We start from the raw sequence: 21,462 nt of genomic DNA, 5'->3' as shown, positions 1-21,462 counted from the left end.
TGCGCGGGCGGCCCGGGGGGCCTGCGGCGGCGGGGCGCTGGTGCGGTCGGTCCGGGATCAGCCGGTGACGACGACAGCGGCGGCCAGCTTCGACAGCGGCTCGCCCAGGGAGTTCACCGCGTCCGAGAACGCCTTGCGCTCCGGCTCGGTGATCTTGTCGTAGGAGGTGTAGGCCTCGCCCTGCTTGTACTTGCCGAGCAGCACCTTGATCGCGGCGAACTCGGTGTCCAGGGTCTTGGCCAGCGCGGCGTCCTTCTCGGAGGCGACCGGCTTCAGCAGCTCGTAGGCCTTCTCGGCACCGTCGACGTTGGCGGCGAAGTCCGACAGGTCGGTGTGGGAGTAGCGGTCCTCCTCACCGGTGATCTTGTTCTTGGAGACCTCGTCCAGCAGCTCCTTGGCGCCGTTGGCCATCGAGGTCGGGGTGATCTCGGCCTTGGCGATGCGGGACTGCCAGTCCTTCAGGTCGGTGACCAGCTGGTCGGCGAGCTTCTTGTCGTCGTCCGTGATCTTGCCGTCGGCCCAGAGCGACTTCTCGATCTTGTGCCAGCCCGTCCACTGCTGGCCGGCCTCCAGGCCGTCCTCGCGGGTGTCGGTCTTCGGGTCGATGTCGCCGAAGCTCTCGGCGATCGGCTCGGTGCGCTCCCAGCCCACCCGGGAGGCGGCGAACAGCGACTTGGCCTTCTCGGTGTCGCCGGCCTTGACGGCCTCGGCGAACTGGGTCACCACCGGGATGGTGGCGTCGGCCTGCTCCTGCGCGTACTTCCGGTAGGCCTCGACGGCGGCGGCCAGGCGCGGGTCGGCCTTGGCGGCCGGCGCGGCACCGCCGGTGACGGTGATCTTCTGGCGGATGCCGTCGCCGGTCATGCCCGGCTTGCAGGCGATCTCGTACTCGCCGGCCTTGATCTCCGCGTGGATGCTCACGGTGGTGCCCGGGCCGATGTTCTCGCGCTCGGTGACGATCTTGTCGCCGGCGGCGTAGACGTAGACCTCGGTGGACTTCGAGCCCTTGTTCTGGACGGAGAGCTCGACCGCGCCGGCCGGGAAGCTCGTCTTCGCGACCTCGCACGCGGAGTCGGAGGCGGTCACCTTCACCGCGTCCGCGGAGGCGGCGTCGTCCTTCTTGGAGCAGCCGGCCAGGGCTGCGCCGGCCACGGCGATGGTCAGGAGCGTCGCTGCGGTGGAGCGGCGGGCGGGCATGGCGTACTCCGAGGGTGCTGGTCGGTATTCCGGCACCCAGGACAGTAAGGGAAGCAAGCCTAACCTAACAACCTTTCGAACCGTCAGACGACGCCATCGAATCCCAGCCGCGACCTCGGCACATCACGGCCCGTCGGCGCCCGGGCGGCGGCCCGCCCGCCCCTCCGGAACCCGCCCCGCGGGCACGGCAGAAGGATCGTTCGTCCACCCCTCGGTCGGCGGTGGCGCCGGGCCCGCCCGGCCCGCCGGCACCGCCGCCACCACCCCGGGGTTACCAAGGTCATACGCCGGCCACGCGGCGCCCGCCGCGTACGCTCGGACCGAGGAGGCCGCCGATGGACAGTCAGGACTGGGACGAGCGCTACCGCGCCACCGAGCAGCTCTGGGGCGTCGAGCCCAACCGCTGGGTCGTCCGCGAGTGCGAGGAGCTGCCGGCCGGCCGCGCCCTCGACCTCGCCGCCGGCGAAGGACGCAACAGCATCTGGCTCGCCGAACGCGGCTGGCGGGCCACCGCCGTCGACTTCTCCGCCGTCGCCCTCGACCGCGGCCGCGCCCTCGCCGCCACCCGCCCGGCCGGCACCGCCGACCGGATCGACTGGGTGCACGCCGACGTCCTCGCGCACACCGCCGAACCGGCCGGGTACGACCTCGCCCTGGTCGCCTACCTGCAGCTCCCGGCCGCCGACCGCCGCACCGCGCTGCGCCGGGCCGCCGAGGCCCTCGCCCCCGGCGGCACCCTGCTCGTCGTCGGTCACGACAGCCTCAACCTCACCGAGGGCACCGGCGGACCGCAGGACCCGCGGGTGCTCTTCACCCCCGACGACGTCCTCGACGACCTCGCCGGCACCGGCCTGGAGAGCGTCCGCGCCGAACGGGTGCGCCGCACCGTGGCCGCCCCCGACGGCCACGGCACGGCGGGCGAGGCGATCGACGCCCTGGTCCGGCTGCACCGCCCCCGGCCCCGGTAGCCCGCCCCGGACGGCTCAGCGCGGCCGGGACCTGGCCTTCCGCGGCGAGGCCTCCAGCGCCTGCAGCCCGCCGGCCCGGAACCGGTCCCGCCAGGCGGCCACCAGCTGCGCCGAGTGCCCGAGCCGTCCGGCCGCCTCCTCCGCGGAGGCGTGCTCGCAGGCCAGCACGATCCGGGCGCGCAGCGCGAGTCCGCGGTCCGGCGCGTTCGGCGAGGCCCAGGAGTGCAGCACCGCCCGGTCCGGGTCGGCGATCCGGTTCGCGCCGCCCGAGGGTCGCGGCCGGCCCTCGGCGGGCAGGATCGCCTGGCTGTCGGCGTACCGCAGTTCGGCCTGCTCGTCGGCGATCCGGAAGACCGTGCCGATCAGCGGGCGTCCGTGCTGGTCGGCGATGGTGCGCCGGACTTCCAGGCCGCCGGGCGAGGCGTGCTCCGCGGTGCCGCGGGCCAGCTGCACGCTGTCGGCGGCGCGGAGCCTGAGGCCGGCGGCGGCCGCCCAGCCGTACAGCTCGGTGAGGTCCGCCTCGCGGCCGCTCTCCGGCTCCTCGCCGAGCGCCCACGCGGCCCGCCCGAGTCCGGGCAGCAGCACCGTCAGCACCGGGGCGAACCAGGAGCCGGCCGACTGGAGCGTCCGCCCGTCCGTGTCCCGCAGCCGGTGGTCGTAGGCGAGCGCGGCACGCCGGGGCGGCAGTTCCAGCGCCGCCGCCACCCACGGGTCCGGCGGTCGGCGCAGCAGCCGTCCGTGCCCGGCGGCCGAGCGGGCCGGGCGGAGGAAGGAGCCGGGGAAGGCGTGGGCCGGTGCCGGGCCGGGCGAGGGCCGGGCCGGCCGTCCCTCCCGCGCCGCGAGCACGTAGGTGCCCAGGTGGTCGCCGGCCACGAAGCCCTGGGCCCGCAGGTGCTGCAGGGCGGCCCGCACCGTCTGCCGGTTCACTCCGTACGTGGTGGCGAGCTGCCGTTCCGAGGGCAGGTTCTGCCCCACCGGGAACCGGCCCCGCCCGATGTCCTCCCCCAGGTCGCGCGCGATGTCCAGGTACGCCGGTGCGCGGCGTTCCGTCCGTTGTCCAGGCATGCCGAGGAGACCCCCACTGGTCGTATCCGTAGCGCTACCTCATGACTGTGCACCGTCAGCATAGGGCACTGGTCTGGACCATTGGTCTGTTGCGGGTGAATCTTCGGTGCAGGCCCCGGTGTTGTCGGTCGCCCGTGGTCCCCGTCGAGGCGGGTACGGCCGAACGGGCGATATTCCACCGCGCATTGGCCCAGCCGCTGTCGCGGGGCCGGTGATTGGCTCGCAGACTCGGAGTCCGGGGGTGAGATCGAGTGAGAGGCTGTCCAGTGAAGCTCGTCGTACGTCAGCTTGTCGTCGCCGCCACGGCGGCCTCCGTCGGTCTGGGCATGGCCGCCTGCGGAAGCGCGAAGCAGTCCACCAGCTCCGGCGCGTCCGGCGCCGCCTCCGGTGGCACCGTCAAGGTCGGCCTGCTCCTCCCGGAGTCCAAGACCACCCGCTACGAGCAGTTCGACCGTCCGCTGCTCGAGGCGAACATCAAGAAGCTCGTCCCCGGCGCGCAGATCGACTACTACAACGCCAACCAGGACGCCACGCTCCAGCAGACGCAGGTCGACACCGCCCTCACCAAGGGCAACAAGATCCTCGTCCTGGACGCCGTCGACTCCAAGTCCATCCAGGCGTCCGTGCAGAAGGCCCACGACGCCGGCGTGAAGGTGCTCGCGTACGACCGCCTCGCGCAGGGCCCGGTCGACGCCTACGTCTCCTTCGACAACTTCAAGGTCGGCCAGCTCCAGGGCCAGGGCCTGGTGGACGCGGTCGGTGCGAACGCCAGCAAGGGCTCGATCATCATGATCAACGGCTCGCCGACCGACCCGAACGCGGGTCAGTTCAAGGCCGGTGCGCACAGCGTGATCGACGGCAAGCTCACGGTCGGCAAGGAGTACGACACCCCGAACTGGGACCCGAACACGGCCAACCAGGAGACCGCCGCCGCGATCACCGCCATCGGCGGGCCCAACGTCGTGGGCATCTACTCCGCCAACGACGGCATGGCCGCCGGTGCCGCCACCGCCATGAAGGCGGCCGGCATCAGCGTCCCGCTGACCGGCCAGGACGCCCAGCTCGACGGTATCCAGCGCATCGTCGCAGGCACCCAGACGATGACGATCTACAAGCCGTACGAGCCCGAGGCCGAGGCCAGCGCCAGGATCGTCGCGGCCTGGGCCAACGGCACCTCGCTCACCCCGAGCGACGTCCCGACCACCGCGACCAGCGGCAGCGGCCAGAAGGTCCCGGCCAACCTGATCACCCCGATCGTGGTCACCAAGTCCAACATCAAGGACACCGTGGTCAAGGACGGCCTCTACACCGTCGAGCAGATCTGCACTCCCACCTACGCCGAGGCCTGCAAGGCCGCCGGTCTCCAGTGACGCGGCATTCCCACCCGTCCGACCGACAAGGGAGCTGATATCCGTGGAAGGCCCACCCGTCCTGGCGTTGCGCGGGGTCTCGAAGCGGTTCGGCGCCGTCCAGGCGCTCACCGACGTGGAGTTGGAGGTGCCCGCAGGCGAGGTCGTCGCCCTCGTCGGCGACAACGGCGCCGGCAAGTCCACCCTGGTCAAGGCGGTCGCCGGGGTGTACGTCCCGGACGACGGCGTGATCGAGTGGCAGGGCAAGGCCACCAGCATCCACCGGCCGCAGGACTCCCAGCACCTCGGCATCGCGACCGTCTACCAGGACCTCGCGCTCTGCGACAACCTGGACGTGGTGGGCAACCTCTTCCTCGGCCGGGAGATCCGCAAGTTCGGCGTCCTGGACGAGGTCGCCATGGAGAAGCGCTCCCGCGAACTGCTCAGCACGCTCTCCATCCGGATCCCCAGCGTGCGCATCCCGATCGCCTCGCTCTCCGGCGGCCAGCGCCAGACCGTCGCGATCGCCCGCGCCCTGGTCGGCGACCCCAAGGTCGTCATTCTGGACGAACCGACCGCCGCGCTCGGCGTCGAACAGACCGCGCAGGTCCTCGACCTGGTCGAGCGCCTGCGCGAGCGCGGCCTCGGGGTCATCCTGATCAGCCACAACATGGCCGACGTGATGGCGGTCTCCGACAAGGTCGCCGTGCTGCGGCTCGGCCGCAACAACGGCGTCTTCGACCGCCGGGCCACCAGCCAGGAGGAGATCATCTCCGCCATCACCGGTGCCACCGACAACGCCGTGACCCGGCGCAAGGCTCGCGGACAGGAGGGACAGCAGTGACCGACGATCCCACCGGCGGGCCCGGCCAGGAGCCCGGACGCGAACCCGGACGGGTCCCGCTGCCCGAGGACAGCATGCCGAAGGGCGGCGTCAACGCCCCGGTCGACGTCGCGGCCGCCGCCACCCCGGCGGTGGACCCGCGCCTGATCGTCCGCCAGCAGGGCCTGAAGGGCTACGTCCAGGAGTTCCGCCGCCGCGTCAGCAGCGGCGAACTCGGGTCACTGCCCGTCATCGTCGCCCTCATCGTGATCTGGGTGGTCTTCGGCAGTCTGAACTCCAGCTTCCTGTCCGCCCAGAACCTCTCCAACCTCTCCCAGCAGATCGTCGGCACGGGCATGATCGCCCTCGGCGTCGTCTTCGTGCTGCTGCTAGGCGAGATCGACCTCTCCGTCGGCTCGGTGTCCGGCCTGTGTGCCGCGATCTACGCCGTCATGAGCGTCACCCACGGCGTCAACCAATGGGTCGCCCTGGTGTGCGCGCTCGTGGGCGGCGCGGTGGTCGGCCTGATCCAGGGCGTCTTCTTCGCCAAGATCGGAGTGCCGGCGTTCGTCGTCACCCTGGCCGGCAACCTCTTCTGGAACGGCCTCATGCTGCAGATCCTCGGCAGCCAGGGCACCATCAACCTCCCCGGCGACGACATCGTCTCCAAGCTGTACACCACCATCTACGGCGCGCAGATCGCGGCGTACGGTACGGCCGCGGTCGGCGTCGTGCTCTTCCTCGCCTCACAGCTCCTCGACGCGAGACGCCGACAGGCTGCCGGGGTGCCCTTCCGGGCGCCCCTGGACATCGCCGTGCGCACGATCCTCCTCACCATCGTGGCGTTCCTGGCGGCGTACACCCTGAACCAGTACAAGGGCCTCCCGCTCGCGCTGCTGATCTTCCTGATCTTCATCGTGGTACTGGACTTCGTGCTCCGCCGCACGACCTACGGGCGGCAGATCTTCGCACTCGGCGGCAACATCGAGGGCGCCCGGCGCGCCGGCATCAACGTGTCGTGGACCCGGATCTCGGTCTTCATGATCACCTCGACGATGGCCGCGGTCGGCGGTCTGTTCCTGGCCGCGCAGATCCAGTCGGCCAGCCAGACCTCCGGCAGCGGCAACCTGCTGATGAACTCGATCGCCGCGGCGGTCATCGGCGGCACCAGCCTCTTCGGCGGCCGGGGCTCGACCTGGTCGGCCCTGCTCGGTGCCCTGGTCATCGGCTCGATCCTGTCCGGCATGAACATCCAGGGCCTCAGCAACGCCCTGCAGTTCATGATCACCGGTGCGGTGCTGCTGGCCGCGGTCGTCATCGACTCGCTGGCCCGCCGCACCCAGCGGGCGGCCGGCCGGGCCTGACGCCGGGCGGCCTCACGGCCCCTCCCACCGTGTCCACCGGCGGACGCGGCGGGGAGGGGCCGTTCGCGTGCCGGGTCAGGACGGCCGTGCTGCGGCGGCCGTGGAGGTCCCGGCGGCCGTGGTGGTCGCGGCGGCGTCGGAGGTGCCGGGGTGCTCGGCGGCGTCGAGGTGCTTGTAGAAGAAGGTGCTCGGGCGGAGCGTGCCGGCGGGATCGGCCGCGTAGCCGGGGACGGTGCCGAGGGCCGTCCAGCCGGACGAGCGGTAGAGCAGTTCGGCGTCGCTGTCGGTCTCGGTGTCGAGCAGCAGCAGGGTACGGCCGCGCTCGGCGGCGGCCCGCTCGGCGAGCGCCAGCAGGGTGCGGCCGAGCCCGCGGCGGCGGGCGGTGCTGTGCACCAGCAGCTTGCCGATCTCGGCTCGGTGGGCGCCGTTCGGGTACTGCTCCAGGGCGAGGCTGACCGTACCCAGCGGGGCGCCGGCCGGGCCGGCGGGCGGCACCGACAGGGCGCCGGCGGCGACCGCGTCGACCCGGGCACGCCACCACGCCGTCGCGGCCTCATCGGTCAGATCGGCCGGGAAGCCGACCGAGGCGCCGGCGCGGACGGCGTCGATCAGCAGCCCCGCCAGGGCGGGGGCGGCGGCGTCCAGGGCCTCCGCGGTGAGGAGCCCGGTGCTGTCGTGACCGGCGCTGTGGTGATCGGTGCTCCTGTGATCGGTGGGCTTGTGATCGGTGGTCGGTGGCACGGGTTCCTCCGGTCGGGGGCGGGCGGTCAGGGGAGGACGAGGGCCAGCACGTAGCGGGCCGGGTCCGGGCCCGGGCTGTGGAAGGCGGTGCGGCCCCAGAGCCGGAAGCGCAGGCAGTCCCCGGCCGCGAGGTGGTGCGTCCGCTCCTGGACGGTGAGGTCGAGCCGGCCGGAGAGCAGCCAGAGGTGCTGCTCCAGGCCCGGCACCGACGGGCCGTCGTAGTCGACCGAGGCGCCGACCGGCAGGGTGCCCTCGACCAGCTCGCCGCGCAGGCCGGCCAGCGGCGGCGACACCGAGCGACGGACGAAGCCGGAGGCCGGATCCGTCCAGACCGGCTGCTCGGCCGCCCGGACCAGGCCGCTGCCGTTCTCCTCGACCTCGGCGAGCAGCTGCGACATGGTGCGCCCGTACGCCCGGCAGAGCCGGCCGAGGAGTGCCGCGGTCGGGCTGATCTCGGCCCGCTCCAGCCGGGAGAGGGTGGAGCGGCTGACGTCGGCGCGCAGCGCGAGGTCGTCCAGCGACCAGCCGTGAGCGGTGCGGAGCTCGGCGAGGCGGGCCGCGAGCCGGAGGTCCAGCGGATCGTCGGATCTCATATCCGGGATCTTATCCCATATCTGGGAGCATCCTCCAGCTCGGGCCGCTCGGGCGGCGCCGACCTATCGTTGAGGGGCGTGCCTTCGGGACGAGGAGCGAGCGATGGAACCGGACAGCGGGCAGTTGACCGTCGCGGTGCGGCGTTCCGCGCATGCCGTGGTCGTCCGCCCCGAGGGCGAACTCGACCGGGACGGCGAGGCGCCGCTGCGCGACGCCCTGGAGAAGGCCGTCGCCGCCGCGCCCGGACTCCTCGTGGTGGACTGCGCCGGACTCACCTTCTGCGACTCGGCCGGCCTCGACCTGATCCTCGGCGCGCGGGAGGTGGTCGAGACGGCCGGCGGCGCCCTGGTGCTCGCCGAACCCGGCGCCGCGCTCTCCGGGCTGCTGGAGATCGCCGGCGCGGAGGAGGTGCTGCGGGTCTACGGCACGCTCGCCGAGGCCCTCGCCGCCGGCGAGCACTGAGCGCCTCCCCGGCGGATCGAGCGGGCGGGGCGGCGCTAGGCTCGTGCCGTGAGTGACGACATGTCGGCGGAGCCCGGGCCGGCCGCCGTGCCGCGCTTCGAGCGCGGTACGGACGGACCCAAGGTGATCGTCGCCGGTGCGGACGGATCCGACGCCTCCTGGCGCGCGGTCGCCTACGCGGCCGGTCTCGCACGGCGGCAGAACGCCCTGCTCGCGGTGGTCTTCGTCCAACCCGTGCTCGGTGCGGCCGCCGCGCTCGGCCTGCCCGTCGCCGAGGCCACCGCCGCCGTCGCGGAGCACCTCCTCAGCGAGATCCGGCTGGGGGTCGAGCGGCTGCGCGGCATCCACGAGATGCGCTGGCAGTTCGTCACCTTCCCCGGGGACCCGTACTCCGGGCTGGTGCGGGCCGCCGACGAACTCAAGGCGGACGCGGTGGTGGTGGGCGCCTCCGAGCAGGCCGGGCACCGGATCATCGGCTCGGTGGCCGTCCGCCTGGTGAAGGCCGGCCGCTGGCCGGTCACCGTGGTGCCGTAGAGCGGGTCTTGGTGGGGAGCACCGCAAGGGGCGGGGGTGCTGCGCAGTCCGGGAGGGGTGCTCCTGACGAATCCGGCGCTCCCCCGGTCCGGACGGTGGCCCGCATCCGAATCGCGCAGTTCCGCCCCGAGCCTTCGGCCGGGAGGTGCCCCCGGCGCCCCTGATGGTGCGCCCGTCCGGTGCGCTTGCCTAGGCGTTGCGGCGGACCTTGAGGGCCCAGAGGACGAGTGGGACCTGGAGGGGGAGGCGGGCCGCTGCGGCCTCGCGCCAGGGTGAGGGGCGGTGGCGCCAGTCGTACGCCATCTTGACGTTGGCCGGGAAGACGGCCGCGAACAGGCCCGCCGCGGCCAGGGCCCCGGCGGCGCGGGTGCGCGGGGCCAGGACGGCCGCGCCGACCGCGAGTTCGGCCACGCCGCTGGCGTAGGTCCAGGCGCGGGGCGAGCCCGGCAGGGAGCGGGGGACGATCGCGTCGAACTGCCGCGGGGCCGCGAAGTGCGCCACCCCGGCGCCGACCAGCAGACCGCCGAGGGCGCGCGCGGAGAGGGATCGGACGGGCATGCGCGGGACCTCCGGCGAGCGGGAGACTGTTGTTACCCGACAGTAGCGTCCGGGGGCCGAAGCCGGAAGACGCGCCGGGCCGGAACGTCGGCCGCGCCCGCCCGCCCCGCCCTGGCAGACTGCGGCCGTGGAGCTCCTCCTGGTGTCCGACACCCACGTGCCCGCCCGCGCCCGCGGCCTGCCCGGCGAACTGCTGGAGCGGATCGCCGCCGCCGACGTCGTGGTGCACGCCGGGGACTGGACGGACACCGCCACCCTGGACCTGTTCGAGGAGCGCGCCGCCCGCCTGGTCGCCGTGCACGGCAACAACGACGGACCGGAACTGCGCGCCCGGCTGCCCGGGACCGCCCGCGCCGAACTGGACGGGCTGCGGCTCGGCGTCGTCCACGAGACCGGCCCCGCCCGCGGGCGCGAGGAGCGCTGCGCCGCGCTGCACCCCGGCCTGGACGTGCTGGTCTTCGGCCACAGCCACATCCCCTGGGACACCACCGCCGAGGGCGGGATGCGCCTGCTCAACCCCGGCTCGCCGACCGACCGGCGCCGGCAGCCGTACTGCACCTACATGACCGCCCGCATCGAGGCGGGCAGCCTGGTCGGGGTGGAACTGCACCGGCTGCCGCCGCGGCACTGAGACGCCCCGCCGGCGCCCGCGGGAGTCGCGGGCACCGACGGGGCGTGTGGAAGGGGCGTGCGGTGGGCGGGGTGTGCGACCGGGTCAGCCGACGAAGCCGAGGGCGGCGACCGCGCCGATCGCGCCGAGTCCCATGAAGACCGGCATCAGGACCTTGATCTCCACCCAGCTGCCGGCCCGGAAGCGCATCGCCTTCGGCGGGCCGATCGGGTACCAGCGCTTGCGGCCGATCGGGATCGGCCACAGCACCGGGCAGCCGGAGACGGTCAGCGCGTCGCCCAGGCAGTGCACCAGGGCGCCCAGCGCCACCGGCAGGCCGATCCACAGGTAGTCCTGGCCGGGCTGGTCGAACAGCCAGTTCGCGCCGTTGCCCGGCTTGTCGAGCACGCTGGCGAGCGTCCAGGCGCTGGTCGCGCCGAGCAGCCAGACCAGGATGTCGCTGGACATCCGGGCCTGCCGCCACAGCAGCCCCTCGACGGCCAGCACCATGTGGATGAAGAGCACCACCAGGACGCCCCAGCGGTCGCCGTACGCCGAGAACAGCGAGGCCACCACGCCGGACAGCGCGGCCCAGAGCCAGGTGTGGGTGAGGGTGCGGTGGCCGCCGTTGCGGCGCGGGTCGCCCTTGCCGCGGGTCGCCTTGTAGGTGGCGGCACCGATCTTGTCGATGACCTCGCACAGGCCGCGCGACAGCGGACCGAAGGCGCGGGAGACGGTGGCCGCCTTGTGGTCGAGGTCGGGGGCGAGCGCGGCGCCCGCCGAGATCAGCGCACCCGCCAGCAGGACGGGCCAGGGCATGGGCCGGTCCAGCGCGTACGCGGCCGCTCCTGCGGCCAGCCAGGCCGCCGCTCCGGAGAGCGCGTGTGCCGGTCCCATCATGGTGCTTCCCACCCCATCGCCGCGGTACGGGCGCCGTTGCGCGCCCCTGGTAGGGGCGCAGCATAGCCGAGCCGATCAAGGGCCTGACCGGGGGCCCTGACCGCCGGTCACCGGGCCCGCCGGGGCGGCCGTTCGGGCCGGGAGCTCCGTGTGCGGACGGTCGGCCGGGCCCGCCTCAGTCCCGCTCGGCGAGCCACTCCCGGGCGTCGGCGACGGCCGTCCTGACCCGGTGGTCCTGGTCGTCGGCGAGGCCGTCGACCAGGTCGGCCCGGCCGGGGGAGGACCAGTCCCAGACCGTGCGGACGAGCGCGGCGCGGACCCGCGCATCGGGGTGGGCCGCGAGCCGGGCGAGTTCCGCCACCGGGCCCTTGCGGCGCCGTCGCCGCCCGAACCAGTGCAGCAGGTCGAGCAGGACCTCCGGATCGCCCGGGTCGCCCGCGGCCGCCGGGCGCTCCAGCAGGACGCGGGTCGGCGGGGGCGGTCCGTCCAGCGGGTGGGGGAGCCGCTCGCGCAGCCGCCGGCCGCCGTACTCGCCGCGGACCCGGCAGCCGTCGCACTGGCAGGGCCGGCGGCCGTGCGACGCCGGGAAGTACCGCCAGCCGGCCACCTGCGGAGGGCGGCGCAGCCGGTGCACCTCGCCCGCGGCGACCGACCGGGGGAGGAACACCTCCCAGCCGCGCGGGTCCTCCATCGCGGCCAGCTGCCCGGCGGCCTCGGCCGCCGGCACCTGCCGGCCGGGCCTGCCGTAGTGGCGGACCGTCACCGGTTCGGCGTCGTCCAGCCGGAAGTGCACCGCGACCAGGCCGCCGCGGGTGCCGAAGCGGGCGAGCTCGCGCACCCACTGGTGGGTCAGGGTGTACGAGGGCAGCACCGGGAAGCAGTGGACGCCGCGCTCGCCGCGGCCCGCCGCCCGGATGCCCGAGCGGCGGATCCGCGGCGCGTTGGCCGCCGAGGTGAGGTGGACGAAGATCGGCACGGACGCAGGCTAGCGCCCGGCACCGTCAGCCGGGGAGCGGGTTTCCCGTCCGTGCCCGGGACCGGCCGGGGGCGGGACGGCGCGGAGCCGCGCCGCGAGGTCCGGGTGGCTCGCCCAGAACCCGGGGCTTCGGCCCGCCACGGCGTGGTGGAGGTCTCCGGGGTACAGGCCTCCCTCCGTCGCCGGGTCCGCCTCCAGCAGGTCGAGCGCCACCGGCACCAGGTGGGGCAGGCCGACGTCCTGGCCGATCAGCAGGCGCAGGCCCTCCGCACCGAGTTCGCCCAGCGGCACCCGGCGCAGCGCGTGGGCGGTGGCCACCAGCCGGGTGGCACCGGGGCCGGGCGGCGGCCAGGCGCCCTCCAGTTCGTCGAGAGAGCGCCCGGGAGGGGCCGGTTCAGCAGTCACAGCCGCAGTCGCAACAGTCGCAGCCGTCACAGCAGTCGCACCCGTCGCAGCAGTCGCAGTCACAGCCGCTGCAGTCGCAATTGCCGCAGTCGCAGTCGCAGTTGCGCTGGCACCAGCCCTCCCTCTTCTCCCGGCTGAACGGGTCCTCGTGCTCGCAGCACATCAGCTGGCAGGTGCAGGCCATCGCGGCCCACACCGCGCAGCCGGCGAGGCCCGAGCGCCGCGGCTTCTTCGGCGGCAGCGGGGTCGGCGGCTCGCCGATCAGCGGACCGCCCGGGTGCGGGCCGTGCCCGTGGGCGGCACCCCCGTGAGCCGCGCGGGCGTGCGAGTCGTGGGCGTGGGAGTCGTGCGCGTGCTGCCCGCCCGCGGTGACCGAGCAGCCCGCGCCGTGGCCGAACACCCGGTCCACCGCGAGGCCGGTCTCGTGCGCGAGCAGCCGGTGCACCAGCGCCCGCTCGGTGAGTTCGACGTCCTTCAGCGCGAGCCGGATGCCGTGCACCGCGTCCCGGCACAGCCGCTCGGCCTCGTCCCGGCCGGTGCCGGTGGCCGTCAGCGGGTTCCACTGCCCGGCGGCCGCGTCCTCCTGCTGGTCCTCCGCCGCGTCCAGCAGGTGCGCCAGCCGGCCGAACAGCCGGCCCGCCTCCGCCAGCGCCGCCGCATTGCCCGGCCGGCCGGCCAGCACCGCGGTGTGCGCGAAGGCGGCCGCGGTCGCCGTCTCCGTCGGCTCCGTCACCAGCAGCACCGAGGTGCCCGGCCCGGCGGCCCGCTCCAGCTCCCCCTGCCGGTCGGCCGCGTCCAGCAGCACCGCGGTGTCGAAGCCCAGCCCCGCGCCGCCGCCCGTGCTCTGCCGGTCCCAGCGCCGGGCCACCGCCCGCGCCCCCGCGGCGACCGGCCGCTTCGCGAACACCCCGTCGGCGTCCAGCACGTGGTCGCGGACCTTCACCGACGCCAGCGCCAGCGACACCGCCGCGGCGAGCCGGGCGCCCTCGCCCTGCGCCACCTCGGCGCTGCGCATGCCGCGCAGCGGGCACGGGCCGGCCGTCCGGCGCCCGCCCGCCGCCCGCGGCCCCTGAGCCTCCACCAGCACGGATATGACGAGGCCGTCGTAGTTGGTGGCCGTCCGGGCCAGCTGCCCGTGGTCGTCGCGCAGCGCCAGGCAGAGCCCGCACAGGTGGGCCATCCACGAGCTCCGCAGCGTCTCCGACAGGCTGTGCCGACACGGCCTGATGATTCCGAACACCGTTCCCCCTCCCCGTTCGCGGCCCCACGGGCCGCGGTCGAACGGCCGTCATCCTAGGCGGTGCCACCGGGGCCGTGGCCAGGGGCGGGTCGTGCACCCCCGGCCGTGATCGGGCCCCGAGCGCAGGCCGGCGGCGGTGGCGGCGCCGGGGTGCCGTCCCCGGCTTGCCGAGCGGGGCCGTCCGGGGGACGGTCGGAGGGGCGGCCGAGGCTCCGCCGAGGGCCCGGCCGTGAACGCGCCGATCCGGGAGGACACCGCCATGAAGGCCGCCGTCGTCCGCGACTTCACCGCACCGCTCGCCATCGAGGACCGCCCGCTGCCGGAGCCCGCCCCGCACCAGGTCCTGGTCCGCATCGAGGCCTCCGGCCTCTGCCACACCGACATCCACGCGGCCCGCGGCGACTGGCCCGTCCGCCCGACCCCGCCGTTCGTCCCCGGGCACGAGGGCGTCGGCGTGGTCGAACGGGCCGGGGACCTCGTCCGGCACGTCGGGCTCGGACAACGGGTCGCCATCCCGTGGCTCGCCGACGCCTGCGGCCACTGCGACCACTGCGTCTCCGGCTGGGAGACGCTCTGCCTGCAGCAGCACAACTCCGGCTACTCCGTGGACGGCGCCTACGCCGAGTACGCGCTCGCCCACGGCGACTACGTGGTGCCGGTGCCGGACGGCATCGACCCGATGGACGCCGCACCGCTGTCCTGCGCCGGCGTCACCACCTACAAGGCGGTCAAGGTCGCCGACTCGGGCCCCGGCACCCGGGTGCTCGTCTCCGGCATCGGCGGCCTCGGCCACCTCGCCCTCCAGTACGCCCGCCTCGCCGGCGCCGAGACGATCGCCGTCGACGTCACCGACGAGAAGCTGGCGCTGGCCCGGGACCTCGGCGCCGACCACGTCCTCGACGCCCGCATCCAGGACGTCCCCGCGGAGACGCAGAAGCTCGGCGGCGCGGACGCCGCGATCGCACTCGCCGTCAGCAACGACTCGTTCCGGGCCGCGTACGCCGCGCTGCGGCGGGGCGGCACCCTCGTCCTGGTCGCCCTGCCGGCCGGCGGCACCCTGGAGATCCCCGTCTTCGACACCGTGCTGAACGGGACGAAGGTGGTCGGCTCGATCGTCGGCACCCGCCAGGACCTCGCCGAGGTCTTCCGGCTGCACGAACTCGGCCGGACCAGGGTGATCCGGGAGACCCGGCGGCTGGAGGACGTCAACGACTGCTTCGAGGACGTCCTCGCGGGCCGGGTGACGGCCCGGCTGGTCTTCGACCTGCGCTGAGCCGCCGACCCGGCAGGGTCAGACGGCGAGGTAACCGCCGGGCTCCGCGGTGAACAGCGGGCCACCGGGCCCGGAGACCTGCCAGGCCGCGGTGCCCGCGACGGCGGTGTCCGGCGGCACCGACAGCGTGACGCCCGGTTCGAAGCGCAGCTCCAGCCCGCCGGCCCGGGTCACCGCCGCCCCCGCCACCCGGGCGCCGACCAGCCCGGCCAGCAGCCCCGAGGCGGGAACCGACAGTCCCGGGTAGAAGTGCTCGACCTCGGCGGCCGTCCGGACCCGGAAGTCGTTCGCCACGGTCAGCACCACACCGCCGGTCAGCACCAGCCGCAGCGGCCCGGCCACCGTGACGGCCTCCACCTGCAGCCCGGTCAGCGCGGACTCGATCTCGCGGACCATACGACCTCCTCGGACAGGGCGGCACCGGCCGCTCCACTGCCACGATTGTCATGCCGTTGGCGGGCCGCCGTCACACCCGCCGCCCCCGGCGCGCCGCCCGCCGCCGGTGCCCCGGGCCGCGCGGAGGCCCGATCACCCGGGGCCGGCCGCCGGTGCGCCGTCCACCAGTTCGAGCGGACCGGCTGCAGCCCCCCGACGGGCCAGCACGGCCGCGGTCCGGCCGGCCCCCGGCGCCCGCCGCCGTGCCGCCGGACCGTCCACCGCCCGGGCACCCGCCGTCGAAGACGTACACCAGGCGCGGAGCGCGGCCGGGCAGCCAGACCAGGGCGACGACCCGCCCCGGGGCCCGGACCGAAGCGAAGCGCTCGCGCAGCACCCGCGCCGCGGCACCCCGCGGCGTCTCCCGGTCGGCCGCCACCGGCTCCTGCACCGAGAGCACCCGGCCGGCCGGACCGGCGACGAGCACCTGGACCTCGGCCCGGATCCGCGGACGGGTCGCGTAGTACGTCTCCCGGTCCAGCGGCGGCGCCACCGTCGGCCGGTCGCCGCCCGCAAGGTCCAGCCCGGCCGCCCGGGTGTACGGCGCCGCCGGCACCGGCGGCAGCCCGGCCGCCACCGGCCCGACCGGGAAGCTGTCCTCCATCTCCACCGGACCCGACCCGGCCGGCGCCCGCAGACACGCCGCCACCCGCCGCGACAGCCGCGGCGGCAGCGCCGAGGCCGCCTGCCGGGGCGTCACGAAGGCGTACCCGCCGAGCTCGTCCTCCTGCAGCCGCACGGCCGCCAGCTCCGCCGCGGTCAGCGGCTGCGCCCAGTAGAGGAAGGAGACGATCGGCGGCCTGGTGCGGCTCATCGCCCAGTCCACGCTCGCCAGCGCCAGCAGCCGCGGCCGCAGCCCCATCTCCTCCTGCAGCTCCCGCACGGCGGTCGCCCGCAGCGTCGCGTCCCCGGGCTCCCAGCCGCCGCCCGGCACCTCGACCGGGTGCCGGCTCTCGTACACCGCCCGGACGACCATCACCCGGCCCGCCGCGTCCCGGAACAGCACGCCCGCCGCCGCCAGCGGCCCGGCCACCCCGTCCCACCCCATGGCCCCGCCTCCTCGTCGCCGCGCCCGGCCGCCGCCCGGAACCGCCCCGCCCCGCGGGCGGGTGGGCCGTACGGGCAGCATCCGGGACACTCCGCAGCGTAGCCACGGAATCCGGCGGGCGGCGCGCGAGCATGGCCGGATGGCCGTCACCTGCCGCAGGCTCCGCGACGAACCCGGACCGGACGAGGGCACCCTCGTCCTGGTCGACCGGGCTCTGGCCGCGCGGCCTCAGGAAGGCGGACGCCGGCTTCGACGAATGGGCGAGGACCGTCGCCCCCAGCACCGAGCTGCGCCGCTGGTACGGACACGACCCGGAACGCCGGACGGAGTTCCGCCGCCGCTACCGCACCGAACTGGACGAACCGGAACGCGCCGAGGCCCTGGACCACCTGCGCGACCTGGCCCACCGCGGCCCGCTCACGCTGCTCACCGCCTCGCACGAGGTGGGGATCAGCCATGCCGCGTACCTGGCCGAGCTGCTGAACGGCTGAGCCGCGCCGGGGGTCAGGTGCACCAGAACAGGAACGGCGTGCAGGACTTCGACGGGTTCGGCGAGGGGCTGCGGCTGGGCCGCACGGTCGCCGTCGCGGTCGGCCGGGCGGTGGTCGGCGCCGCGGTGGCCGTCGGCGCGGACGCGGAGGCGGAGGCGCTGGGCCGCGCGCTCGCGGACTTCGACGGCTTCGCCGAGACCTGCCGGGTGGGCGCGGCCGAGGCGGTGGCCGGGGCCACGGTGGGCGTGTCGCTCGCCGCCGGCACGGTGTCGTCCACCGGCGCGCTGATCGGGCGTGCGGCGCCGCTGCCGTCCGGTGCCACGAGGGCCAGCACACCGGCGCCGCCGAGGGCGAGGCCGCTGGCCGTCAGGATGGCCGCCCGGCGCCGCTTCGGGGCGGCCGTCCGGCGGGAGCGGCGGCGGTGGGGCTCGCCGTCCCGGGCCGGGCGGGCCGTGCTGCGGGCGGGCAGCACGGCCGTCGCGTCCACCGGGGCGGGGCCACCGGCTGCCCCGCAGCCGGGGCAGGACAGTGCGCCGTTGAGGTGGCGTCGGCACGGTGCGCAGTAGTCCATGGGGTCTGCCGGGGTCGGTTCTCGCGCGGCAGGGGCGCGGCCTTGCGAAACGGACCCTACGCACGGCACCCGAACGGCCGACAGGTGTCATGTGTGAGGCTTTCGGGGAGATCCGATGCGGTCCGCGGGCGGGCGGCACGCACGCGAACGGGCCGGCCGCCCCGTCGGGGGGCGACCGGCCCGCGCGCTGTCCGACCGGCCGGCGGCTACGAGCCGGCGACCTCCAGCACCTGGGCGTACGGTGCCAGCTTGCGCAGCGACTCGATGCTCTTCAGGCACTGCTCCCGCGACTCCTCCGGGTCGCCGGTGACGACGACCGAGCCGTTGCTCGCCTTCAGACGGAAGCGGTGGTTGCCCGACTCGTCGACGTACAGCTCGAACTTGCCTGCCATGTCCGTGTTCACCTCTCGACGGGGATCCCCCTCACCGGGCACCGTAGGAACGAACCCCTTCTGCCGCATGCCGACTGAGGCGTTCGGGTGGGCGCCGGACGGGTGTCCGGAGCCCCGGCGGGCCGGTGCCGCGGCCGCCCGCGCGTCCTCCGGAGCGGCGCGGCGCGCGGCCGGGGCGGGGCGGACGGGGTTGCCCGGCGGGCGGGTTGACGTGCGTTCAGGCGGAGTGCGGCGCGGCCGCCGACCGGGAGGGGGCCGGGATGCAGCAGGGAGCGGGTGCGCAGGAGGTCTCGGACGCGGTCGGGGGCGGGGGCTGGCGCCTGCTGCTCGGTACGCTGCGGACGCTCGTCCCGGTCGGGTCGGCGGCCCGGGCGGTGGAGGTGCTCGCGGCCGCGGCGGCGGTCTGCGGGGACGAGGCCGACCGGCGGCTGCACGCCGACGTCCGGCCCGGGGCGGTGCTGCTCGCCCTGGTGCCGCCCGCGGGCGCCGGGGTGGGCACGGCGGAGGTGGAGCTGGCGCGGCGGATCTCCGCCGTCCTGCACGGCGCGGGGGCGGCGGGGGAGCCGCGCTCCGTGCAGCTCCTGGAGATCGGCGTCGACGCGCTGGACGCCGCCGCGGTGCGGCCGTTCTGGAAGGCGGTGCTGGGCTACGCGGACGCCCCGGGCGCGGACGGGCCGTCGGATCCGCTGGTGGACCCGGCCGGGCGGGGCCCGGCGGTCTGGTTCCAGCGGATGGAGCTGCCGCGGCCGCAGCGCAACCGGCTGCACCTGGACGTGACCGTGCCGCACGACGAGGCGCAGCGGCGGGTCGGGGCCGCGCTGGCCGCCGGCGGCCGGCTGGTCTCCGCCGCGCGTGCGCCCGCGTGGTGGGTGCTGGCGGATCCGGAGGGCAACGAGGTGTGCGTGAGCACCTGGCAGGGCCGGGACGGGTAGCCGCGGCGCGCGTGGGCGCTGCGGTGGACCCGGGCGGGACGTCGTGGGTCGACCGCCCGGGTCCACCGGTCCGTGGGGCCGGGATCAGCCGGCGGTCACCGAGGTGTCGTCGATCAGGAAGCTGGTCTGGAGGGAGGAGTCCTCCGTGCCGGTGAACTTGATCGTGACGGTCTTGCCCTTGAAGGCCGACAGGTCGAGCGTGCGCTGGACGTAGCCGGAGGTGGCGTCGGCGTTCGAGTAGGTGGCCAGGGTGGTCGTGGTGGTGCCGTTGACGACCTGGACCTTCAGGGTGTCGTACGCCGTGGTGCCGGTCTCGGCGGTGCTGATCCGGTTCCAGAAGGTCAGCTTGGGCGCGGTGGCGGTCGCCGGGATGCTCACCGACTGGGAGAGCGTGTCGGTGTGCGCCGAGCCGTAGCCGTCCAGCCAGGCGTAGTACGAGCCGGTGCGGGGGGCCGCGCCCGCGTCGTTGGTGATGACGCCGGAGGAGCCCGTCCACGAGGTCGCGCCGGACTCGAAGCCGGGGTTGAGCAGCAGGTTGTCGCCGGTGGGCGGCGGGGTGGTGCCGCCGCAGGTGGTGGCGGTCGGGGCGACGGAGACCGCGCTCCACGCCTTCTCCACCGCGGCACACTGGGTGCTGCCGGCGCCGTACAGGTCCTTGGCGGCCTTGACGGTGGCGGTGCGGGCACCCGGGTAGTCGGTGTTGGAGGTCATGTAGACCGACAGCGCGCGGTACCAGATCTTGGTGGAGGCGTCGTTGCCGATGCCGGCGACCGTGGAGCCGTCACAGGTCGGGCTGTTGCCCCACTGGGACTGGCCGGAGCCGACGGCGAGCAGGTAGAAGAAGTGGTTGCCGACGCCGGACGAGTAGTGCGGGTTGAGGTTCTTGGTGGTGCTGGACCAGCACTTGACGGACTTTCCGTCCTTGCTCGGGTCGTCCATCCAGCGCAGCGGGGTGCCGTTGCCGTTGATGTCGATCTTCTCGCCGATGAGGTAGTCCGGCGCGTCGGCCGGGCTGTTGGCGTTGAACTCGACCATCGTGCCCATGATGTCCGAGGTGGCCTCGTTGAGGCCGCCCGCGTCGCCGCTGTAGATCAGGCCGGCGGTGGCGGCGGTGACGCCGTGGCTCATCTCGTGGCCGGCGACGTCGATCTCGGTGAACGGCTTGGAGCCGACCGCGCCGTCGCCGTAGATCATCGCGAAGCTCGCGTCGTCCCAGCCGGCGTTGTCGTAGTTGGTGCCGTAGTGGACGAAGGAGCGGGCGCCCACGCCGTCGTTCTTGATGCCGTTGCGGCCGAGGACGTTCTTGTAGAAGTCCCAGGTGGCCTGGATGCCGTAGTGGGCGTCGACGGCGACCGTGGCGCGGTCGGTCAGGGCGTTGTTGCCCCAGACGTTGTCGGCGTCGTTGAACGCGACGCCCCAGCCGGCCGGCGGGGAGTCGTTGGTGGCGGTCTGGTTCTGCGCGTCGCGGGTCTCGCCGTTGCCGCGGACCGGGTCCTTGAGGGTGTAGCTGGTCGTGGAGTTCTGCGTGGTGCTGACGCTGACGTTGCCGACCTGGTAGCCCTTGCCGGTACCGGTGGAGGCCGCGGCGGCCAGGGCGGCGGGGGCCGAGACGGCGATGGGGGCCGCCTTGCCCTTGGCACGCTTGGTGCCGTCGGGCAGGAACGCGGAGAAGCTGTCCCAGCTCTGGCCGGTGGCGCCGGTGACGGCGTCCACCAGGACGTGGAGGTGGCTGGGGGCGCGGTCCGCGCCGGTGCCGTTGAGCACGACCTCCCAGACCAGCTTCGGCGAGGCGCCGGTGACGTCCACGGTCAGGACGGCGGTGCTGCTGCCGCGGGTGCCGTGGAAGAGCTTGGCGGCCTTGGCGATCGCCTGCTGATCGGTGACGGAGGGGGTCACCGAGAGCGAGAGCGGCGCGGCCTGGGTCAGGCTGGTGGAGTCGAGGGTGCCGTTGGGGGCGGAGTGGACGACCACGTCGCCGCCGCGGACGGGGAGGCCGCGGTAGGTCCGGTTGAAGTGGACGTGGCGGGTGCCGTCCGCGTCGACCTGCACGTTGGTGACGACGAAGCGGTCGTCGGCGCCGGCCTTCACCGCGTCCGGGTGGGCGGCGACCTGGGCGTTCGCGTCCTGAACGGCCTTGCTGTGGGAGGCCTGGGGCTGCGGGCCGGGGGCGGCGGCCACGGCGGGGACACCGGCGCCGGCTATGACGAGGGTGCTGACCGCGAGGGTGAGCGAGCTGTTCAGAAGGGGTCTCTTCATGGCGCCGAAGCGTGCTGGCTCATATGAATACCAGTCAACGCATGGCAATTCTGTAAAAATTAACAGACTTCAAGTTGACGGTTGATGTGAACGGTCCGAAACTGGGCGTTTCCTGGGAAGACCTGCTGCGGCCTGGGAATTCTTGACCGCGAACAGTCGCAGGGCCCGGTCGGCCCGGCAGCCACTGTGATCCATCTCACTGCCCGCCGGTCGGCCGCCGGTAAGGGCGTCCGCCAGTAGGTGCTGCGGATGGTGGCAGTGGAACAGGCACGGTTCGC

Annotated in this window: 24 protein-coding genes; 11 read left to right on the top strand and 13 right to left on the bottom strand. The window is 74.6% G+C overall.

Annotation, left to right across the window (positions count from 1 at the left end; translation table 11 throughout):
• Nucleotides 1–57 precede the first annotated feature (57 nt).
• Nucleotides 58–1,197 carry an iron uptake system protein EfeO gene (efeO, locus tag ABD353_RS16085; protein ID WP_344624274.1) on the bottom strand — a complete coding sequence of 380 codons (1,140 nt, stop codon included), beginning with the start codon at nucleotides 1,195–1,197 and terminating at the stop codon, nucleotides 58–60.
• Between the two features lie 335 nt (nucleotides 1,198–1,532).
• On the opposite strand from efeO, the gene ABD353_RS16080 reads away from it, so the two are divergent.
• Complete coding sequence (locus ABD353_RS16080) at nucleotides 1,533–2,165, top strand: class I SAM-dependent methyltransferase (protein ID WP_344624273.1); 633 nt, start codon at nucleotides 1,533–1,535, stop codon at nucleotides 2,163–2,165.
• Between the two features lie 15 nt (nucleotides 2,166–2,180).
• On the opposite strand, the gene ABD353_RS16075 is transcribed toward ABD353_RS16080, so the two are convergent.
• A complete protein-coding gene (locus ABD353_RS16075) occupies nucleotides 2,181–3,230 on the bottom strand; it encodes a GntR family transcriptional regulator (RefSeq protein WP_344624272.1) in 1,050 nt (349 codons plus the stop codon).
• A 266-nt stretch (nucleotides 3,231–3,496) separates the two neighbouring features.
• Here ABD353_RS16075 and ABD353_RS16070 point away from each other — a divergent pair, with 266 nt between their 5' ends.
• The 3 genes from ABD353_RS16070 (at nucleotide 3,497) to ABD353_RS16060 (ending at nucleotide 6,766) form a co-directional block, all read left to right on the top strand.
• Complete coding sequence (locus tag ABD353_RS16070) at nucleotides 3,497–4,600, top strand: sugar ABC transporter substrate-binding protein (RefSeq protein WP_425555168.1); 1,104 nt, start codon at nucleotides 3,497–3,499, stop codon at nucleotides 4,598–4,600.
• A 43-nt stretch (nucleotides 4,601–4,643) separates the two neighbouring features.
• On the top strand, nucleotides 4,644–5,423 hold the full coding sequence (locus ABD353_RS16065; protein WP_344624271.1) for an ATP-binding cassette domain-containing protein: 780 nt from the start codon (nucleotides 4,644–4,646) through the stop codon (nucleotides 5,421–5,423).
• A 74-nt stretch (nucleotides 5,424–5,497) separates the two neighbouring features.
• Nucleotides 5,498–6,766, top strand: a complete 1,269-nt coding sequence (locus ABD353_RS16060; protein WP_344624330.1) for a sugar ABC transporter permease — start codon at nucleotides 5,498–5,500, stop codon at nucleotides 6,764–6,766.
• A gap of 75 nt (nucleotides 6,767–6,841) precedes the next feature.
• On the opposite strand, the gene ABD353_RS16055 is transcribed toward ABD353_RS16060, so the two are convergent.
• Nucleotides 6,842–7,507: a GNAT family N-acetyltransferase gene (locus ABD353_RS16055; protein WP_344624270.1), complete on the bottom strand. Its 666-nt coding sequence runs from the start codon at nucleotides 7,505–7,507 to the stop codon at nucleotides 6,842–6,844.
• A 26-nt stretch (nucleotides 7,508–7,533) separates the two neighbouring features.
• Nucleotides 7,534–8,100, bottom strand: coding sequence for a helix-turn-helix domain-containing protein (locus ABD353_RS16050; RefSeq protein ID WP_344624269.1), 567 nt, complete (start codon nucleotides 8,098–8,100; stop codon nucleotides 7,534–7,536).
• A gap of 103 nt (nucleotides 8,101–8,203) precedes the next feature.
• On the opposite strand from ABD353_RS16050, the gene ABD353_RS16045 reads away from it, so the two are divergent.
• Together ABD353_RS16045 and ABD353_RS16040 are read left to right on the top strand one after the other, a co-directional pair.
• Nucleotides 8,204–8,563 carry an STAS domain-containing protein gene (locus ABD353_RS16045; protein ID WP_344624268.1) on the top strand — a complete coding sequence of 120 codons (360 nt, stop codon included), beginning with the start codon at nucleotides 8,204–8,206 and terminating at the stop codon, nucleotides 8,561–8,563.
• Between the two features lie 60 nt (nucleotides 8,564–8,623).
• Nucleotides 8,624–9,097 (top strand): universal stress protein, encoded by a 474-nt coding sequence (locus ABD353_RS16040; protein ID WP_344624329.1) that lies wholly within the window; start codon nucleotides 8,624–8,626, stop codon nucleotides 9,095–9,097.
• Nucleotides 9,098–9,286: 189 nt separating this feature from the next.
• Here the strand turns inward: ABD353_RS16040 and ABD353_RS16035 are convergent, their stop codons facing one another.
• On the bottom strand, nucleotides 9,287–9,655 hold the full coding sequence (locus ABD353_RS16035) for a DoxX family protein (RefSeq protein ID WP_344624267.1): 369 nt from the start codon (nucleotides 9,653–9,655) through the stop codon (nucleotides 9,287–9,289).
• Between the two features lie 127 nt (nucleotides 9,656–9,782).
• On the opposite strand from ABD353_RS16035, the gene ABD353_RS16030 reads away from it, so the two are divergent.
• The gene (locus ABD353_RS16030; RefSeq protein ID WP_344624266.1) at nucleotides 9,783–10,286 is read left to right on the top strand and encodes a metallophosphoesterase family protein; all 504 of its coding nucleotides are present in this window, start codon (nucleotides 9,783–9,785) and stop codon (nucleotides 10,284–10,286) included.
• A gap of 84 nt (nucleotides 10,287–10,370) precedes the next feature.
• Here ABD353_RS16030 and ABD353_RS16025 read toward each other — a convergent pair whose 3' ends face one another.
• The 4 genes from ABD353_RS16025 to ABD353_RS16010 all read right to left on the bottom strand — a co-directional run bounded on the left by ABD353_RS16025 (nucleotide 10,371) and on the right by ABD353_RS16010 (nucleotide 13,786).
• Complete coding sequence (locus ABD353_RS16025) at nucleotides 10,371–11,165, bottom strand: metal-dependent hydrolase (RefSeq protein ID WP_344624265.1); 795 nt, start codon at nucleotides 11,163–11,165, stop codon at nucleotides 10,371–10,373.
• Nucleotides 11,166–11,340: 175 nt separating this feature from the next.
• On the bottom strand, nucleotides 11,341–12,141 hold the full coding sequence (locus ABD353_RS16020) for a HEAT repeat domain-containing protein (protein ID WP_344624264.1): 801 nt from the start codon (nucleotides 12,139–12,141) through the stop codon (nucleotides 11,341–11,343).
• A 9-nt stretch (nucleotides 12,142–12,150) separates the two neighbouring features.
• Complete coding sequence (locus ABD353_RS16015) at nucleotides 12,151–12,546, bottom strand: contact-dependent growth inhibition system immunity protein (RefSeq protein WP_344624263.1); 396 nt, start codon at nucleotides 12,544–12,546, stop codon at nucleotides 12,151–12,153.
• Nucleotides 12,536–13,786: a DUF5685 family protein gene (locus ABD353_RS16010; RefSeq protein WP_344624262.1), complete on the bottom strand. Its 1,251-nt coding sequence runs from the start codon at nucleotides 13,784–13,786 to the stop codon at nucleotides 12,536–12,538. Before ABD353_RS16010 ends, ABD353_RS16015 begins: the two co-directional genes overlap by 11 nt.
• A 259-nt stretch (nucleotides 13,787–14,045) precedes the next feature.
• On the opposite strand from ABD353_RS16010, the gene ABD353_RS16005 reads away from it, so the two are divergent.
• Nucleotides 14,046–15,059 carry a zinc-dependent alcohol dehydrogenase gene (locus ABD353_RS16005; protein ID WP_344624328.1) on the top strand — a complete coding sequence of 338 codons (1,014 nt, stop codon included), beginning with the start codon at nucleotides 14,046–14,048 and terminating at the stop codon, nucleotides 15,057–15,059.
• Nucleotides 15,060–15,077: 18 nt separating this feature from the next.
• On the opposite strand, the gene ABD353_RS16000 is transcribed toward ABD353_RS16005, so the two are convergent.
• Entirely contained in the window at nucleotides 15,078–15,455 is a 378-nt protein-coding gene (locus ABD353_RS16000; RefSeq protein ID WP_344624261.1) for a DUF6188 family protein, read from the bottom strand.
• A 70-nt stretch (nucleotides 15,456–15,525) separates the two neighbouring features.
• Nucleotides 15,526–16,542: an NUDIX domain-containing protein gene (locus ABD353_RS15995; protein ID WP_344624260.1), complete on the bottom strand. Its 1,017-nt coding sequence runs from the start codon at nucleotides 16,540–16,542 to the stop codon at nucleotides 15,526–15,528.
• A 131-nt stretch (nucleotides 16,543–16,673) separates the two neighbouring features.
• Here ABD353_RS15995 and ABD353_RS15990 point away from each other — a divergent pair, with 131 nt between their 5' ends.
• Entirely contained in the window at nucleotides 16,674–17,033 is a 360-nt protein-coding gene (locus tag ABD353_RS15990) for a DUF488 domain-containing protein (RefSeq protein WP_344624259.1), read from the top strand.
• Nucleotides 17,034–17,050: 17 nt separating this feature from the next.
• Nucleotides 17,051–17,599: a hypothetical protein gene (locus tag ABD353_RS15985; RefSeq protein WP_344624258.1), complete on the top strand. Its 549-nt coding sequence runs from the start codon at nucleotides 17,051–17,053 to the stop codon at nucleotides 17,597–17,599.
• Between the two features lie 211 nt (nucleotides 17,600–17,810).
• On the opposite strand, the gene ABD353_RS15980 is transcribed toward ABD353_RS15985, so the two are convergent.
• The gene (locus ABD353_RS15980) at nucleotides 17,811–17,996 is read right to left on the bottom strand and encodes a YegP family protein (RefSeq protein WP_263106398.1); all 186 of its coding nucleotides are present in this window, start codon (nucleotides 17,994–17,996) and stop codon (nucleotides 17,811–17,813) included.
• A 260-nt stretch (nucleotides 17,997–18,256) separates the two neighbouring features.
• Here ABD353_RS15980 and ABD353_RS15975 point away from each other — a divergent pair, with 260 nt between their 5' ends.
• Nucleotides 18,257–18,928, top strand: coding sequence for a VOC family protein (locus tag ABD353_RS15975; protein WP_344624257.1), 672 nt, complete (start codon nucleotides 18,257–18,259; stop codon nucleotides 18,926–18,928).
• Between the two features lie 84 nt (nucleotides 18,929–19,012).
• Here ABD353_RS15975 and ABD353_RS15970 read toward each other — a convergent pair whose 3' ends face one another.
• Entirely contained in the window at nucleotides 19,013–21,184 is a 2,172-nt protein-coding gene (locus tag ABD353_RS15970) for a M4 family metallopeptidase (protein ID WP_344624256.1), read from the bottom strand.
• Nucleotides 21,185–21,462: the final 278 nt, after the last annotated feature.

It is taken from the genome of Kitasatospora arboriphila (assembly GCF_039528095.1).
Classification (GTDB): domain Bacteria; phylum Actinomycetota; class Actinomycetes; order Streptomycetales; family Streptomycetaceae; genus Kitasatospora; species Kitasatospora arboriphila.
The sequence above is the reverse complement of the archived record's forward strand: the minus strand, read 5'-3'. Positions and strand labels throughout refer to the sequence as shown.